Source organism: Nocardioides marmoribigeumensis (assembly GCF_031458325.1).
Taxonomy (GTDB): Bacteria; Actinomycetota; Actinomycetes; order Propionibacteriales; family Nocardioidaceae; genus Marmoricola_A; species Marmoricola_A marmoribigeumensis.
Genome location: NZ_JAVDYG010000001.1, coordinates 3,946,023 through 3,962,193 on the forward strand (window position 1 = coordinate 3,946,023; position 16,171 = coordinate 3,962,193).

The 16,171-nt window shown below is 72.5% G+C and carries 14 protein-coding genes; 9 read left to right on the forward strand and 5 right to left on the reverse strand.

Annotated features, from left to right (window positions below; all coding sequences use genetic code 11):
* Position 1: 1 nt before the first annotated feature.
* Positions 2 to 754 (reverse strand): hypothetical protein, encoded by a 753-nt coding sequence (locus J2S63_RS18830; RefSeq protein WP_310305559.1) that lies wholly within the window; start codon positions 752 to 754, stop codon positions 2 to 4.
* A gap of 127 nt (positions 755 to 881) precedes the next feature.
* Between J2S63_RS18830 and J2S63_RS18835 the strand changes: the two genes are divergently transcribed.
* The 5 genes from J2S63_RS18835 to ettA all read left to right on the forward strand — a co-directional run bounded on the left by J2S63_RS18835 (position 882) and on the right by ettA (position 7,790).
* Positions 882 to 2,060, forward strand: a complete 1,179-nt coding sequence (locus tag J2S63_RS18835; protein ID WP_310305563.1) for a PrsW family intramembrane metalloprotease — start codon at positions 882 to 884, stop codon at positions 2,058 to 2,060.
* Positions 2,061 to 2,127: 67 nt separating this feature from the next.
* The gene (locus J2S63_RS18840) at positions 2,128 to 3,813 is read left to right on the forward strand and encodes an ABC transporter (protein ID WP_310305566.1); all 1,686 of its coding nucleotides are present in this window, start codon (positions 2,128 to 2,130) and stop codon (positions 3,811 to 3,813) included.
* Positions 3,810 to 5,447, forward strand: a complete 1,638-nt coding sequence (locus J2S63_RS18845; RefSeq protein WP_310305569.1) for a GTPase — start codon at positions 3,810 to 3,812, stop codon at positions 5,445 to 5,447. Before J2S63_RS18840 ends, J2S63_RS18845 begins: the two co-directional genes overlap by 4 nt.
* Positions 5,448 to 5,582: 135 nt before the next feature.
* On the forward strand, positions 5,583 to 6,059 hold the full coding sequence (locus tag J2S63_RS18850; RefSeq protein WP_310305572.1) for a single-stranded DNA-binding protein: 477 nt from the start codon (positions 5,583 to 5,585) through the stop codon (positions 6,057 to 6,059).
* A gap of 48 nt (positions 6,060 to 6,107) precedes the next feature.
* The gene (ettA, locus tag J2S63_RS18855; protein WP_310305573.1) at positions 6,108 to 7,790 is read left to right on the forward strand and encodes an energy-dependent translational throttle protein EttA; all 1,683 of its coding nucleotides are present in this window, start codon (positions 6,108 to 6,110) and stop codon (positions 7,788 to 7,790) included.
* Positions 7,791 to 8,132: 342 nt separating this feature from the next.
* Here the strand turns inward: ettA and J2S63_RS18860 are convergent, their stop codons facing one another.
* Positions 8,133 to 9,350: an acetyl-CoA C-acetyltransferase gene (locus tag J2S63_RS18860; protein ID WP_310305575.1), complete on the reverse strand. Its 1,218-nt coding sequence runs from the start codon at positions 9,348 to 9,350 to the stop codon at positions 8,133 to 8,135.
* Between the two features lie 103 nt (positions 9,351 to 9,453).
* Between J2S63_RS18860 and J2S63_RS18865 the strand changes: the two genes are divergently transcribed.
* On the forward strand, positions 9,454 to 10,383 hold the full coding sequence (locus J2S63_RS18865; RefSeq protein WP_310305578.1) for an acyl-CoA thioesterase: 930 nt from the start codon (positions 9,454 to 9,456) through the stop codon (positions 10,381 to 10,383).
* Here J2S63_RS18865 and J2S63_RS18870 read toward each other — a convergent pair whose 3' ends face one another.
* Complete coding sequence (locus tag J2S63_RS18870) at positions 10,384 to 10,788, reverse strand: globin (protein WP_310305581.1); 405 nt, start codon at positions 10,786 to 10,788, stop codon at positions 10,384 to 10,386.
* Between the two features lie 142 nt (positions 10,789 to 10,930).
* On the opposite strand from J2S63_RS18870, the gene J2S63_RS18875 reads away from it, so the two are divergent.
* Together J2S63_RS18875 and J2S63_RS18880 are read left to right on the forward strand one after the other, a co-directional pair.
* A complete protein-coding gene (locus J2S63_RS18875; RefSeq protein WP_310305583.1) occupies positions 10,931 to 11,293 on the forward strand; it encodes a hypothetical protein in 363 nt (120 codons plus the stop codon).
* Positions 11,280 to 11,660, forward strand: a complete 381-nt coding sequence (locus J2S63_RS18880) for a DUF5130 family protein (protein WP_310305586.1) — start codon at positions 11,280 to 11,282, stop codon at positions 11,658 to 11,660. The genes J2S63_RS18875 and J2S63_RS18880 overlap by 14 nt, the downstream gene beginning before the upstream one ends.
* A 97-nt stretch (positions 11,661 to 11,757) precedes the next feature.
* On the opposite strand, the gene pepN is transcribed toward J2S63_RS18880, so the two are convergent.
* Positions 11,758 to 14,307 carry an aminopeptidase N gene (gene pepN / locus J2S63_RS18885; RefSeq protein WP_310305589.1) on the reverse strand — a complete coding sequence of 850 codons (2,550 nt, stop codon included), beginning with the start codon at positions 14,305 to 14,307 and terminating at the stop codon, positions 11,758 to 11,760.
* A 93-nt stretch (positions 14,308 to 14,400) separates the two neighbouring features.
* Between pepN and J2S63_RS18890 the strand changes: the two genes are divergently transcribed.
* The gene (locus tag J2S63_RS18890; protein ID WP_310305592.1) at positions 14,401 to 14,835 is read left to right on the forward strand and encodes a hypothetical protein; all 435 of its coding nucleotides are present in this window, start codon (positions 14,401 to 14,403) and stop codon (positions 14,833 to 14,835) included.
* Here the strand turns inward: J2S63_RS18890 and gdhA are convergent.
* Positions 14,828 to 16,165 (reverse strand): NADP-specific glutamate dehydrogenase, encoded by a 1,338-nt coding sequence (gene gdhA, locus J2S63_RS18895; RefSeq protein WP_310306744.1) that lies wholly within the window; start codon positions 16,163 to 16,165, stop codon positions 14,828 to 14,830. The two genes, J2S63_RS18890 and gdhA, sit on opposite strands and share 8 nt — an antisense overlap.
* Positions 16,166 to 16,171 lie beyond the last annotated feature (6 nt).

The following is a 16,171-nucleotide window of genomic DNA, read 5'->3' on the forward strand; positions in this document are numbered from 1 at the left end:
ATCAGGCGTCCTGGTCGACCTGTCTCCCGTCCCGGCGGGTGCTCGGGCCGGCCACCCAGGAGGCCTGCGGCAGCCGCAGCACGTGGACCCCCAGCCACGCGAGGGAGACGGCCAGGAGCAGGTGCGGCTCGAGCACGCCGTACGACGGGAGGAGGAAGTCCCACACCAGGAACGTCGCGAGCAGGACCAGCGGGACGCGCGGCAGCGACCGGCCGCGGAGCCCGGCCGCCACCAGGACGAGCAGCCCGAGGAAGGACCCGAGCAGGTGCGGCAGCAGGGCGGTCAGCATCGTCCCGGTGTGCTCGAGGTAGGCCTCGTTGAGCGCGACCGCGGACCCGGTGCCGATCGCGTCCGGGCCGACGGTGCCGGCCGCGTAGCCGAGGGCGACCACGTTGTGGAACCCCCACATCCCCCACAGCACCAGCAGCACGGCGACGGCGCTCAGGCGCGGTGCGGCGAAGCGGGTGAGATGGGCCAGGCCGAGCAGCCCGAGGGGCAGCACCCCGAGGCTCAGCAGGAGCAGCGTCTGCTCGGTCACGTGGACCGCCCGGTGGTCGGCGCCCCAGACGATCTGAGCGCTGAAGTCGTCCAGCTCGGGGACGAGGAGCTCCCCGGCGTACTGCGCGAGGCCGTTGGTCAGGGCGGCCAGGACCAGGCAGAGGCCCGCGCCGACCCGGGCGGCCGCCGACAGCGGTGGTCCCGACCCGGGAGCGGCCGGCCGGAGGTCGGCGGTGGTGGAGGAAGTGGTCGTCATGCCGTCACCGTGGGCGCCGGAGCCGGTGCGGCGCATGGTGCACGTGCACCAATCCGGCAGGTGAGCGCCGCCGCGCCCTCCTCACGGAGCGGGTTGGAGGGCAGAGGTGCTGGATACGCTCCCAGGCATGAGCCAGGCCTACGGACCCGCCGGGCGGACGTACGCCGGCCCGCCCGCGCGACCTGCGATCCCGCCGGCGGTGCGCAAGTACGGTCCCCGCGGCGCCCTGTTCGCCGTCGTCGTGTCGGTCGCGCTGCTGCTCGGGGCGCTGGTGATGGGGTTCGTGCTCGTCGCGAGCGGTGAGCCCCGGGCCATCGGGATCGGCATCGTGCTGGCGACCCTGCCCGTCGGGCCGCTGGTGGCGGCGTACTTCTGGCTCGACCGCTACGAGCCCGAGCCCACCCGCCTGCTGGTGCTGGCCTTCGCGTGGGGCGCCCTCGTGGCGACCGGCGCCGCGCTCGTCCTGCAGGCCGTCGAGCAGATGGTCAACAGCTCGGGCGAGCAGTTCTCCGCGATCGTGATGGCGCCGCTCACCGAGGAGGCCGCCAAGGGGTTCTTCGTGCTGCTCATGCTGTGGCTGCGCCGACACGTGATCGACGGGCTGGTGGACGCCCTCGTCTACGCCGGCCTGGTGGGCGTCGGGTTCGCGTTCACCGAGAACATCCTCTACTTCGCCGGCGCCTACACCGGTGGTCCCGACTTCGGTCCGGGCGGCATCGCCTCGGCCACCTCGCTGTTCGTGCTGCGCGGCGTCCTCAGCCCGTTCGCGCACCCGCTCTTCACCTCCGCGACCGCGCTGGGCGTCGCGGTCGCGGTGACCAGCCGCAGCGGCCTGCTGCGGCTCGCCGCACCGGTCGGCGGCTACCTCGCTGCCGTGGTGATGCACGCCTGGTGGAACGGCTCGGCGTTCCTCGGCGGCGGGCAGTACTTCCTGCTCACCTACGTCTTCGCGATGGTGCCCGGCTTCCTGGCGATGGTGTCGCTCGCGCTGTGGGGCCGGGCGCGCGAGGGCCGCCTGCTGGCGCGGGCGATGCACGACCTGACGCGCTACGGCTACCTCAGCCCGGCCGAGCTGCCGGCCCTGGTCTCCCTGCGGGCCCGCCGTGGAGCCCGGCGCCAGGCAGCGGCGCACGGGGGACCCGAGGCGGGACGGCTGGTGCGGGAGTACCAGCAGCAGGCCGTCGAGCTCGCCACGCTCCACAACCGGGTCATGCGGGGCACGGCTCCGGCCGGCTCCCTCGAGCGGGGGACGCTCATGCTCCAGCGGCTCACCGCCCTGCGCCTCGCCACGGGATGGCTCCGGTGAGCGGAGCGACCCAGATGGCAGAGGCGCGTGGCTCCGCCGCCGAGCGGAGCGAAGGCGGTGGACGCGCATGACCTCGGACCAGGAGGCGGTCGAGGCGGTCGAGCGCCTGCGCGCCGCGCTCGCCGGAGCCACGCTGCCGCTCGACCTGCCCTCGGCCGCCGCGCGGCGCACCGAGCGCCAGGAGCTGCTCGACCAGCTCGAGGACTACGTCCTGCCGCGGCTGCGCCAGATCGAGGCCCCGCTGCTCGCGGTCGTCGGCGGCTCGACCGGTGCGGGCAAGTCGACGCTGGTCAACTCGTTGCTCGGGAGCCGGGTCACCGAGCCCGGCGTGCTGCGGCCGACCACCCGCTCGCCCGTGCTCGCCTTCAACCCCGCCGACGCGCGGTGGTTCGACGCCGGCCGCATCCTGCCCGACCTGGCGCGGACCAGCGCCCCGACCCAGGACCCGGCGGCGCTGCAGCTGGTGCCGGTCGAGTCACTGCACGAGGGACTCGCCGTCCTCGACGCCCCCGACATCGACTCGGTCGAGAGCCGCAACCGGACGCTGGCCTCCCAGCTGCTCGCCGCGGCCGACCTGTGGCTGTTCGTCACCTCGGCGGCCCGCTACGCCGACCAGGTGCCGTGGGACTTCCTCCGCGCCGCCGCCGAGCGCAGCACCGCCGTGGCGGTCGTGCTCGACCGCGTGCCGCCGGGCGCCGAGGACGAGGTCACCCAGCACCTGCGTCAGATGCTCGCCGAGCGCGGCCTCGCCCGGTCCCCGCTGTTCACCGTGACCGAGTCGCCCGTCGACGGGTCCGGGCTCCTGCCCGCCGCCGCGGTCGCCCCCGTGCGGGAATGGCTGCACGGGCTGGCCGCCGACAGCGCGGCCCGCGCGGCCGTCGTACGCCAGACGCTGGAGGGGGCGATCCGCTCCGCCGCCTCACGGTCCGGGGCGCTGGCCGCCGCTCATGCCGAGCAGGTCGACACCGTCGAGCGCCTGCGGTCCGACGCGCGGCAGGCCTACCGCGCCGCCGTGACCCAGGTCGAGGAGGCCTCCGCCGACGGCACGCTGCTGCGCGGCGAGGTCCTGGCGCGGTGGCAGGAGTTCGTCGGCACCGGGGAGCTGCTGCGGTCCCTGGAGACCCGCGTCGGCTGGCTGCGCGACCGGGTGGGCGGCTGGGTGCGCGGCAAGCCCGTGCAGGCCGAGCGGGTCACGGTGGCGGTCGAGAGCGGGCTCGAGTCGCTGCTCGTCGAGCACGCCGAGTCCGCCGCCGAACAGGCGTCGTGGGCGTGGGGCTCCTCCGAGGCGGGGCGCGCGCTGCTGCCGCCCGAGCTCTCGCGGGCCTCCCGCGGGTTCCGCGCGGCGGCCGAGCGCGCGGTCCGCGACTGGCAGCAGGGGGTCCTCGACCTGGTGCGCAGCGAGGGTGCCGACAAGCGCTCGACCGCGCGCTTCCTGGCCTTCGGCGTCAACGGGCTGAGCGTCGCGCTGATGGTCGTGGTCTTCGCCCACACCGCCGGCATCACCGGCGCCGAGGCCGGCATCGCGGGTGGGAGCGCCGTCCTGGGACAGAAGCTGCTCGAGGCGGTGTTCGGCGACCAGGCCGTCCGCCGGCTCGCCGAGCACGCGCGACGGGACCTCGCCGCCCGCGTCACGGAGCTGTACGCCGCCGAGGCCGCGCGGTTCGACGAGGTGCTCGACGGGCTCGGTCTCGCCGGCGCCGACACCGAGGCCCTGTGGGAGGCCTCACGCAGCGTCGGGCGGGCCACGCCGTGAGCCGGGTGGTGGACCGGCTGGTGGGCCGGGGCCCCTCGCTGCCCGACCGGGTGGCCGCGCTGCGGACCGTGACCGAGCAGGGGCGCGGCAGGCTGCCGTCGGACCTGCTGGACGACGCCGCGGCCGTCGTACGCCGGGCGGGGGAGCGGCTCGCGCTCTCCGGCGACCACACCGTCGTCGCGCTGGCCGGTGCGACCGGCTCCGGCAAGTCCTCGACGTTCAACGCGGTCGCGGGCGTCCCGCTCACGACCGTGGGCGTGCGGCGCCCGACGACCTCGACGACCACGGGCGTGGCGTGGGGGGCCGACGACCCGTCCACGCTGTGGGAGTGGCTCGAGGTGCCGCAGCGGCACCTGGTCCGTCCCGGGGACCCCGGCTGGAGCGACCGGCTCGACGGGCTGGTCCTGCTCGACCTGCCCGACCACGACTCGACCGAGGTCACGCACCACCTCGAGGTCGACCGGCTGGTCGCCATGGTGGACCTGATGGTGTGGGTGCTCGACCCCCAGAAGTACGCCGACAACGCCGTCCACGAGCGCTACCTGCGGCGCCTGTCCACCCACGCCGACGTGGTCGTGGTGACCCTCAACCACGTCGACTCGCTCTCGGCCGACCGCCGGCCCGACGTGCTCGCCGACCTGCGCAGGCGGCTGGTCGAGGACGGGCTGCCCCAGGTGCCCGTCGTCGCGACGTCCGCCGCCACCGGTGAGGGCATCGAGGACCTGCGCTCGCTGGTGGCGGCCCGTGTGCGCGACAAGAAGGCCGCCGCCCAGCGGCTGCGCGCCGACGTGGTCGGCGTCGGCTCGGCCCTCCAGGTCGCCCACGGCTCCGCGTCCCCGGGGGCGATCAAGCGGCCCGCGCGCGCTGAGCTGGTCGACGCCTTCGCCGACGCCGCCGGGGTCGAGACGGTCTCCTCCGCGGTCGAGCGGGCCGTGGTGCACCGCGGGGGTCGCCACACCGGCTGGCCCGTGACCGCCTGGCTCTCCCGGCTGCGCCCCGACCCCCTCAAGCGGCTCCACCTCGACCTGGGCGAGCAGGGCAAGCAGCTCACCGCGCTCGGTCGGGCCTCGGTCCCCGAGCCCACCCGGGTGCAGCGGGCACGCGTCGACACCGCCGTGCGCTCGGCCGCCGACGCGGTGGTCGGAGGGCTCGCGCCGGCGTGGGCGACCGCCGTACGCCGGGCCTCGACGTCGCGCCTGGAGGACCTCAACGACGCGCTCGACCGCGCGGTGGTGGGCACCGACCTCGGGGTCGCCCGCACCCCGCTGTGGTGGCGGTTCGCCCGGCTGCTCCAGGTGGTGCTCGCCCTCGCGCTGGTCGTGGGTGCGCTGTGGCTGCTGGCGCTGTTCGTCCTCGACTACCTCCAGGTGCCCGAGCCGCCGGCTCCGGTCCGCTACGGCCTGCCCCTCCCGACCTGGCTCCTCGTCCTCGGCGCCGGGGGAGGGGTGGCCCTGGGGATCGTGGGCCGGTTCGTCAACGGGCTGGTCGCCCGGTCCCGTGCGGCGCGAGCGCGCCGGCGCCTGCGTGAGTCGATCGGCGGGGTCGTCGACGACCTCGTCGTGGCGCCGGTCGACCGCGAGCTCGCCGCCCACCACGCGGTGGGCGACGCACTGGCGGTGGTCACCGCCCGCTGACCGGTCCTCGGGCCGGTTCGCGTCCCCAGGGCGACCGGGCGTCGGGCCGTGCACAGGCCGGCGGCAGCGTCCGTCGTACGACGGTCAGGAGCGGTTGGCTCGCCCTGTCCGTTCCCGACCGATGAGGAGCCACCCATGAACGACACCCACATCACCCTGCACGGCTGGGTCGGCGGCGAGGTCCGCCACCGCGACGTCAAGGGGGTGAGCCTCTCGACCCTCCGGGTCGGCGTGACGCCCCGCGTGCGGCGCAACGGCGAGTGGGCCGACGGCGAGACCACGTGGTACACCGTGACCGCCTGGCGCGCCCTGGCCGAGCGGGTCCGCGACTCGGTCGTGGTCGGCGACGCGGTCATCGTGCACGGCCGCCTCTCCACGCGCACCTGGACCGACGACAAGGGCCAGCCGGTGACCACGCTGGAGGTGGAGGCGGTCTACATGGGTCACGACATGAGCCGGGGCACCTCGACGTTCCGCAAGGCGCAGCGACCCGAGACCGTCGACGGCGACCTCGAGCAGGAGGTGGCGGCGATGGTCGCCGAGACCGCCGCCGAGGCCCCTGCCATGACCAGCTGGGGGCCGACCGGCGCGGTGCGCGAGCCGGCCGCCTGAACCCCGCCCTGGGGGCGAGGGGGTGGCGGCCCGTAGGCTGGGCGGACCATGTCTGAGTACGTCTTCACGCTGCGCAATGTCCGCAAGGCCCACGGTGACAAGGTCGTCCTCGACAACGTCACCCTCTCGTTCCTCCACGGCGCCAAGATCGGCGTCGTCGGACCCAACGGCACCGGCAAGTCGTCGCTGCTGAGGATCATGGCCGGTCTCGACCAGGCCAACAACGGCGACGCGATCCTCGACCCGGGCGCGACCGTCGGCATGCTCCAGCAGGAGCCGCCGCTGACCGAGGGCCGCACCGTCCTGGAGAACATCGAGGAGGCGGTCGGCGACATCAAGGCCAAGCTCGACCGCTTCAACGCGATCTCCGAGGAGATGTCCTCCCCGGACGCCGACTTCGACAAGCTGCTCGCCGAGATGGGCGACCTGCAGACCGACCTCGACCACGCGAGCGCGTGGGACCTCGACAGCCGGCTCGACCAGGCGATGGACGCGCTGCGCTGCCCGCCCCCGGACGCGATCGTCGACCACCTGTCCGGTGGCGAGCGCCGCCGGGTCGCGCTGTGCAAGCTGCTGCTCCAGCAGCCCGACCTGCTGCTCCTCGACGAGCCGACCAACCACCTCGACGCCGAGTCCGTGCAGTGGCTCGAGGGCCACCTCGCCTCCTACCCCGGCGCCGTCCTGGCCGTCACCCACGACCGGTACTTCCTCGACAACGTCGCCAGCTGGATCCTCGAGCTCGACCGCGGCCGTACGCACCCCTACGAGGGCAACTACACGACCTACCTCGAGACCAAGAAGGACCGCCTCAAGGTCGAGGGCGCCAAGGACGCCAAGCGCGCCAAGATGCTCGAGCGCGAGCTCGAGTGGGTGCGCTCCAACGCCAAGGCCCGCCAGACCAAGAGCAAGTCGCGTCTGGCGCGCTACGAGGAGATGGCGGCCGAGGCCGACCGGATGCGCAAGATCGACACCTCCGAGATCAACATCCCGGCCGGTCCCCGCCTCGGCGACGTGGTCCTCGAGGCCCACGACCTCAAGAAGGGCTTCGACGACCGCGTGCTCATGCACGACGTCACCTTCACGCTGCCCAGGGCTGGCATCGTCGGCGTGATCGGTCCCAACGGCGTCGGCAAGACCACGCTGTTCCGGATGATCACCGGCGAGGAGAAGCCCGACGGCGGCGAGCTGCGCGTGGGTCAGACGGTGAAGATCTCCTACGTCGACCAGAGCCGTGGGGGCATCGACCCCAACAAGAACGTCTGGGAGGTCGTCTCCGACGGCCTGGACTTCATCAAGGTCGCCAACTTCGAGATGAACTCCCGTGCCTATGTCGCCTCGTTCGGCTTCAAGGGGCCGGACCAGCAGAAGAAGGCCGGCGTCCTGTCGGGCGGTGAGCGCAACCGCCTCAACCTGGCGCTGACGCTCAAGATGGGCGGCAACATGCTGCTCCTGGACGAGCCGACCAACGACCTCGACGTCGAGACGCTGCAGTCCCTGGAGGACGCGCTCCTGGAGTTCCCGGGCTGCGCGGTCATCACCTCCCACGACCGCTGGTTCCTCGACCGCACCGCCACCCACATCCTCGCCTGGGAGGGCGACGACGAGGACGAGGGCAAGTGGTTCTGGTTCGAGGGCAACTTCGCCGCCTACGAGGCCAACAAGGTCGAGCGGCTCGGCCCCGACGCCGCCCGCCCCCACCGCGTCACCCACCGCCGCCTCACCCGCGACTGATCGGGTCCAGTTTCACTAGGTACCTAGTGAATTTCTCACTCCCCGAGCGTTGCAACGCTCGGGGAGTGACAGTTTTGCCGGAGGAACGGTGACGCAGGAGCATCCTGGGTCGCGCGCCACTCGCCCTGGGTCCCGCCTCGGTGTCACCCGACACGAGGTACGACGGCGGGGCCGACCGTGCCCGACCGTGCCCGACCGTGCCCGCCAGCAGTGCCCGCCGGCCGGGCGCGCGCCGCTCACCGAGCCCACTGGCCGGCGTACCGCGGCGGAATTGGTACTTCCCGAGCGTTGCATCGCTCGGGAAGTACCAAAGTCACTAGGTACCTAGTGAAACTGAGCCCGTCAGCCCAGGCGCTCGAGGATGAGGGCCATGCCCTGGCCCCCACCCACGCACATGGTGATAAGGCCCGTGGACTTGTCGTGGCTCTGCAGGGAGTTGAGCATCGTGGCCTGCAGGCGGGCGCCGGTCATGCCGAAGGGGTGGCCGATCGCGATGGCGCCACCGTTGACGTTGAGCTTGTCGAGGTCGACGCCGAGATCCTGGTAGGACGGCACGACCTGGGCTGCGAAGGCCTCGTTGATCTCGACCAGGTCGATGTCGTCGATCGTCATGCCGGCGTGCTTGAGCGCCTGGCGCGAGGCCTCGACCGGGCCGAGACCCATGATCTCCGGCGACAGGCCGGTCAGGCCGGTGGAGACGATGCGCGCCAGCGGGGTCAGCCCGAGCTCGGCGGCCCGGGTGTCGCTCATGATCACGACCGCGGCGGCGCCGTCGTTGAGCGGGCAGCAGTTGCCGGCGGTGACGACGCCGTCGGGGCGGAAGACCGGCTGGAGCTGCGAGACCGCCTCGTAGGTCACGCCGGCGCGCGGGCCGTCGTCGGTCGAGGCGGTCGAGCCGTCGGGCAGGGTGACCGGGCTGATCTCGCGGGCCCAGAAGCCCTCGTTGATCGACTTCTCGGCGAGGTTCTGGCTGCGCACGCCGAACTCGTCGAGCTCCTTGCGCGAGAGGCCGCGCATGCGGGCGACGTTCTCGGCGGTCTGGCCCATCGCGATGTAGGCGTCGGGCAGCTGACCGTCCTCGCGCGGGTCGTGCCAGTCCTTGCCGCCCTCGGCGTACTCCTTGGTGCGCGCGGCGGCGTCGTCGAACTTCGGGTTGCGCGTGTCGGGCAGGTGGTCGGAGGTGCCCTTGGCGAAGCGGGAGACCGTCTCGACGCCGGCGCTGACGTAGACGTCGCCCTCGCCGGCCTTGATCGCGTGGAACGCCATGCGCGTGGTCTGCACCGACGAGGAGCAGTAGCGCGTGATCGTCGTGCCGGGCACCTGGTCGAGCCCGAGCAGCACCGAGACGATGCGGCCCATGTTGTTGCCGGACTCGCCGCCCGGCAGTCCGCAGCCCAGGATCAGGTCGTCGATCGTGGTGGGGTCGAGCGCCGGCACCTTGTCGAGCGCCGCCTGCACCATCTGCGCGGTGAGGTCGTCGGGACGCATGTCCTTCAACGAGCCCTTGTTGGCGCGGCCGATGGGGGAGCGGGCGGCAGAGACGATGACGGCCTCGGGCATGGGGTGACTCCTCGGGTCGGGGACACGGGCCACCTCGGCCCGGACCACCAGCCTAGTGAGCGGCCCTGCGAGCCCGACAGGGTGACCTGCGACGATGAGGTCCGTGACCGACGAGACACCCCTCCCGCCGCACGTGTACGCCTGCCCGCTGCGCTGGGCCGACATGGACACGCTCGGCCACGTCAACAACGTCACCTACGTCGACTACCTCCAGGAGGCGCGGGTCGACCTGCTCCGCGCGCTGGCCGCCGAGGCCGGCCCCGAGGTCGGCCCGCTGCCCGCGGTGTTCGTCGCGCGGCACGAGGTGCAGTACCTCTCGAGCCTGGTCTTCCGCCCCCAGCCGGTGCACGTCGCGATGCAGGTCAGCGAGGTGCGCGCGGCGTCGTACACCCTGGACAGCGAGGTGTACGACGAGCGCGACGGCGAGCGCCACACCTACCTCCGCGCCCGGTCGGCGCTCGTGCACGTCGACCCGGCGACCCAGCAGGTGCGCCGCATCTCGCCGGCCGAGAAGGCGCTGCTCGGCAGGCACCGCGGCCCCGACCCGGCGGAGCGGCTCGCCCCGCTGCTGCCGGACGTCGAGGTGCCGCCGCACGCGTCGACGTACGACGTCCACGTGCGTTTCTCCGACGTCGACCCCAACCAGCACGTGAACAACGTGACCTACTTCGAGTACTTCCAGGAGGCCCGGATCGGGCTGGTGACCCGGCTGAGCGGGGTGCACTTCGACGACCAGGGCGGCGAGCGACCGAGCCCGCTCGGGTCGCAGGGACTCGGCCTCGTGGTCGGGCGCGTCGACGTGGACTACCGCGAGCCCCTGGTGCTGCGCGCGGAGCCCTACACGCTGCGCACGTGGGTCGAGCGGGTCGGCCGCTCGAGCTTCGTGATCCAGGGCGCGGTCGTGGAGGACGGGCGCGTGCTGAGCCGGGGGCGCACGGTGATGGTCGTCATCGACCAGGGCACCGGACGCTCGACGCCGATCCCGGACCCCAACCGAGCCGTCCTCGAGTCGGCCGCCGCCAGGGGCGAGTGATCAGGCGTTGCGCATGAACTGCGCGGCGTAGGTGACGTAGCCCCACAGGCGCGCGTCCTGGTCCTCGGTCAGACCGACCTCGTCGAGCGCGGCCCGGAAGTGGGTCAGCCAGTGCTCCTGGGCGGTCTCGTCGACCGTGAAGGGCGCGTGGCGCATGCGCAGGCGCGGGTGGCCGCGCTCCTCGGAGTAGGTGTTGGGCCCACCCCAGTACTGCACCAGGAAGAGCAGGAACCGCCGTCGCGCCGAGCCGTCGGCCAGGTCGGCCTCGGGGTACATCGGGCGGAGCACCTCGTCGGTCTCGACCCCGTCGTAGAACCGGTTCACGATGCGCTCGAACGTCTCCATGCCGCCGACCTCGTCGTAGAAGGACGGCTCGGGGGCAGGAGGGGTCTGGGCGTCGCTCACGGTCCCATTGTCCCCACCGGCCCAGGGGCGCGGTCACGGGGGCGTGAGGGAGATCTCGGCCCCCGAGGCCCGGATCGGGCGGCGGGCGCGCGCACCGCCGCTAGGCTGGACAAGGACCGACCCCGGACGTGATGGGACCCGCATGACCGACCGTACGACGCCCCGCCGCCGCCCTGCGCGCCTGTCCCGCACGGCGCTCCTCGCCGCGGCGGTCCTCGCGAGCTCGCTCGTCGCGACCCCGGCCTGGGCCGCCCCGCCGGCCACCTGGACCGACCCCGACAACCCGGGTCTGGCCCAGGCGCTGCTCACCCTGGGTGGCTGGGTGGTCGGGATCATCGCGGTCATCGCGCTGCTGACCTACCTGCCGTCGATGATCCGCGGCAGCAGGGGCGAGGGCACCCTCACCTTCTCCGAGAAGTCGGAGTGGTTCGGCGGGCCCCGCACCGGTGTGGACCACGAGGCCGACGAGCCCCAGGGGACCGGAGGCGCAAGTGCCCGGTGGTGACGGTTTCAACAGCTCGCAGCGCGCCGCGATCGACAAGGCGATCCGCGACGCCGAGACGACCTGCCGCTTCGAGTTCTCGGTGTACGTCGGCCGCTCGACCGGCGAGCCCCGCGCCTACGCCACGCGGCTGCACGCCACGCTGGTCAAGCCCGACTGCTCGGTGCTGATCCTGGTCGACCCGATGGGCCACGCCCTCGAGGTGGTCACCGGGTCCGAGGTGCGGCGCAACCTGACCGACGTGGAGGTCGACCTCGCGGTCGCCCAGATGCAGGCCGACCTGGCCGAGGGGCGGCTCGTCGACGGCCTCGTGCGCGGGATCAACCAGCTCGCGTCGTACGCCCGGAAGCCCAACTCGCTGCACGGCTGAGTCAGTTTCACTAGGTACCTAGTGACACTGACACTCCCCGAGCGAAACTTCGCTCGGGAAGCGACAAGATCACTAGGTACCTAGTGAAACCGCACCCTCAGTCGAGCTCGGCGTCGCGGGCCTGGTTGGCCAGCGCCCGGCGCAGGTCGTCCGCCCCCTCGCGGACGTAGCGCACGGAGCCCGGGTTGGCGTGGGTGCCGGCGATCCAGGCCTCGACCCGCTCCAGCAGCTCAGGGTCGGGGGCGGTGCGGGGGAACAGCAGGGTGAGCATCACCTGGGCGCCGTTGCTGCCCTTGCGCTCCCAGACGGTCTCGGCCATCTCGAGGTAGCGCGCCTGGAAGGGTTCGAGCACGTCCTCCTGCCCGGCCACCTGGAACGCGCCCGCGATCGAGCGCTGGGTCTCGTTGGGCACGTCGTCCCGCTCGACCGCGTCGTGCCACGCGCGGCTCTTGGCCTCGGCGGTGGGCTGGACGGCGCGGGCGGCCGCGGCGCGCTCCTTGCCGGAGATCGTGCGGTCCTGCTCGAGCATCGCGTCGATCATCGTGTCGTTGGCGCGGCCACCGGCGGCGAGCGAGGTGAGGAGCACCCAGCGCAGGTCGGTGCTCACCTCGAGGCCCTCGAGCGGGGCGCTGTTGTCGTAGAGCCCCTGGACGCGGTCCAGCGACTCCTCGGCCCGGGCGTTGCCCGCCAGCGAGCGGACGAGGGCGAGCTGGTGGTCGCTTCCTGGTGCGGCCTCCTCGACCAGGCGCCGCAGCCCGCGCTCCCACGCCTCACGGATCTCCGCGCGCGTGGCGGGAGCGGTGTACTGGTCGACGGCCTGGGTGGCGTAGCGCAGCAGCGCGCCGACCGCCACGAGGTCGGTCTCGGACGCCACGCCGCGCAGCACGAGGGCGGCGAAGTCGCGCGCCGCCATCTCGGCGTCGCGGGTCATGTCCCACGCCGCGCCCCAGCACAGCGCCCGGGCGAGCGAGTCGTCGAGCTCGTCGATGTGCTCGACCAAGGTCTCGAGCGAGCGCTCGTCGAGGCGGATCTTGGCGTAGGTCAGGTCGCCGTCGTTGAGCAGCAGCAGGTCGGGCCGTTCCTGCCCCACGAGGTCGGGTACGTCGGACAGCGAGCCGGCGACGTCGGTCTCGGTGTGGCTGCGGCGCACGAGGTGGCCGTCGCGCAGGTCGTAGAGCCCGATCCCGATGCGGTGGCGGCGCAGCTCGGGGTGCTCGACCGTGGAGGTCTGCCGCACCGCGAACGTGGTGAACCGCCCGGAGGCGTCGACGTCGAACTCGGGGGCCAGGGTGTTGACCCCGCTGGTCCTGAGCCACTCGTGGGCCCAGCCGGACAGCTCGCGCCCGGAGGAGGACTCGAGCGCGGAGAGCAGGTCGGTGAACTCGGAGTTGCCGAAGGCGTGCTGCTGGAAGTAGCTGCGGAGGCCCTGCAGGAACTCCGCCTCGCCCACCCAGGCGACGAGCTGCTTGAGGACGGAGGCGCCCTTGGCGTAGGTGATGCCGTCGAAGTTGACCTCGACCGCCTCGAGGTCGTGGTTGTCGGCGGCGACGGGGTGCGTGGTCGGCAGCTGGTCCTGGCGGTAGGCCCAGTTCTTGCGCGCGTTGGTGAAGCCGGTCCAGGCCTCGGTGTACTTCGTGGCGCGCGTCGCGCTGTGGTGCGCGGCCCACTCGGCGAACGACTCGTTGAGCCACAGGTCGTCCCACCAGCGCATCGTGACGAGGTCGCCGAACCACATGTGCGCCATCTCGTGCAGCACGGTGTTGGCGCGCTGGTCGTAGAACGCGGCGGTCTGGCGGGAGCGGGGGAGGTAGTCGTCGCGCAGCGTCACGCAGCCGGCGTTCTCCATCGCGCCCATGTTGTACTCCGGCACGTAGGCCTGGTCGTACTTCCCGAACGGGTAGGGGAACTCGAAGGCCTTCTCGAAGAACTCGAAGCCCTGCTTGGTGATCGTGAGCAGCTCGTCGACGTCGAGGTGGTCCTTCATCGACTGCCGGCACAGGTGGCCCAGCGGGATCTTGCCGTGCGGGCCCTCGTAGACGTCGTACGTCGCGTGGTACTCGCCCGCCACGATCGCGGTGATGTACGTCGACATCCGCTCGGTCTGCGGGAAGCGCCAGACGGCGGCCCCGTCCTCGGCCGGCTCGGGCTCGGGCGTCGCGGCGTTGGACACCACGACCCAGTCGGCGGGGGCGGTGACCGTGAAGGTGAACACCGACTTGAGGTCGGGCTGCTCGAAGGTGGTGTAGACGCGCCGGGCGTCCGGGACCTCGAACTGGGTGTAGGTGTAGACCCGGTCGTCGGCGGGGTCGACGAACCGGTGCAGGCCCTCGCCGACGCGGCTGTAGCGGCAGTCGGCCACCACGGTCAGGACGTTGTCCTCGGCCAGGTCGTCCAGCGCGATGCGGCTGTCGGCGTAGACGTCGGCGGGGTCCAGCGGGCGGCCGTTGAGGTCGATCGAGTGGACGGTGGCGCCGACCAGGTCGGCGAAGGTGGAGGTGCCCGGCCGTCGGCACGAGAACCTCACCACGGTGGTCGAGGCGAAGGTCGTGTTGCCGGTGGTGAGGTCGAGGGTGACGTCGTAGGAGTCGACGGTGATCAGATCGGACCGGGTCGCGGCCTCGTCACGAGTCAGGTTGGTTCCGGGCATGAGGGCCATGCTCGCACTGGCCGCCAGGACCCTTGCTCCGGGGTGAGCCGCGAGTCGCCCCGGCGCGGTCGGCGTCTGGGGCATCCTGGGTCCATGCCGGAGAACCCGTGGGAGATGATCGCGCGGTCCCAGCGCGCGGCGGTGGGCCTGTTCGCCGAGACGATGTCGACGGTGGTCGAGATGGGCAAGGCGGGCGTGACCCGTCCCGAGGAGGTCCTCGCGCAGGTCTCGGCGATGGCGTCGGCGATGGGCGACCTCGCGGGCTCCACGGCCAAGCCGCTGGAGATCTTCCTCGACAGCCAGCGCCAGCTGGCCGAGACGATGGCGGCCTTCGCGGTCCTCCAGCGCCAGATGGCCGAGGTGGTCGAGAGCGCCGCAGCGAGCCACTCCGCGATCGTGCAGGCGCTGGAGATGATGTCCAACCCGGTCATCGGCGTCGCGCACAAGCTGCGCAGCGAGGAGCCGGCCCCGCGCGCGGGTCGGCGTCCCTCTCGCGCCGCGGACCCCGAGCGCGACCGGCCTAGATGACGCCCAGGGCGAGCATCGCGTCGGCGACCTGGATGAAGCCGGCGATGTTGGCCCCGGCGGAGTAGTTGCCCGGCAGTCCGTACTCGTCGGCGGTCTCCAGGCAGCGCTGGTGGATGTTGGCCATGATCTCGGCCAGCCGCTGCTCGGTGTAGTCGAAGGACCACGAGTCGCGCGAGGCGTTCTGCTGCATCTCGAGCGCGCTGGTGGCGACGCCGCCGGCGTTGGCCGCCTTGCCGGGGGCGAAGGCGACGTCGGCCTCGGTCAGGACCTTCACGGCCTCGGGGCTGCACGGCATGTTGGCGCCTTCGGCCACCAGCGTGCACCCGTTGCGGACCAGCACCTCGGCGTCGCGGCCCGACAGCTCGTTCTGGGTGGCGCACGGCAGCGCGACGTCGCACGGCACGTCCCAGATCGACCCGCCGGTGACGTGGTCCGCGTCGGCGCGGGCCTCGGCGTACGCCGCGAGACGCTCGCGGCGGCCGAGCTTGACCTCCTTGAGCAGGTCGAGGTCGATGCCCTTCTCGTCCACGACGTAGCCACCGGAGTCCGAGCACGCCACGACGGTCGCGCCGAGGCTCTCGAGCTTCTCGATGGCGTAGATCGCCACGTTGCCCGAGCCCGAGACGACGACCCGCTTGCCGTCCAGCTCCTCGCCGCGGCTGCGCAGCATCTCCTGCACGAAGAACACCGTGCCGTAGCCGGTGGCCTCGGTGCGGACCTGCGACCCGCCCCAGGTCAGGCCCTTGCCGGTGAAGACGCCGGACTCGTAGCGGTTGGTGATGCGCTTGTACTGCCCGAAGAGGTAGCCGATCTCGCGGCCGCCCACGCCGATGTCGCCGGCCGGGATGTCGGTGTACTCGCCGACGTGGCGGTAGAGCTCGGTCATGAAGGACTGGCAGAAGCGCATCACCTCGCCCTCGCTGCGGCCCTTGGGGTCGAAGTCCGAGCCGCCCTTGGCCCCGCCGATCGGCAGGCCGGTCAGGGCGTTCTTGAAGATCTGCTCGAAGCCCAGGAACTTCACGATGCCGAGGTAGACCGAGGGGTGGAACCGCAGACCGCCCTTGTAGGGACCCAGCGCGGAGTTGAACTCCACGCGGAAGCCTCGGTTGATCTGGACCTCGCCGCGGTCGTCGACCCAGGGCACCCGGAAGATGATCTGCCGCTCCGGCTCGCAGAGCCGGGGGATGATCGCCGCGTCGGCGTAGTGCGGGTGCTTGGCCGCGACGGGCGCCAGGGTGTCGAGCACCTCGTGGACGGCCTGGTGGAACTCGGCCTCACCGGGGTTGCGACGGATCACCTTGTCGTAGACGTGCTGCAGCCTGTCGTCCAGCGTGGC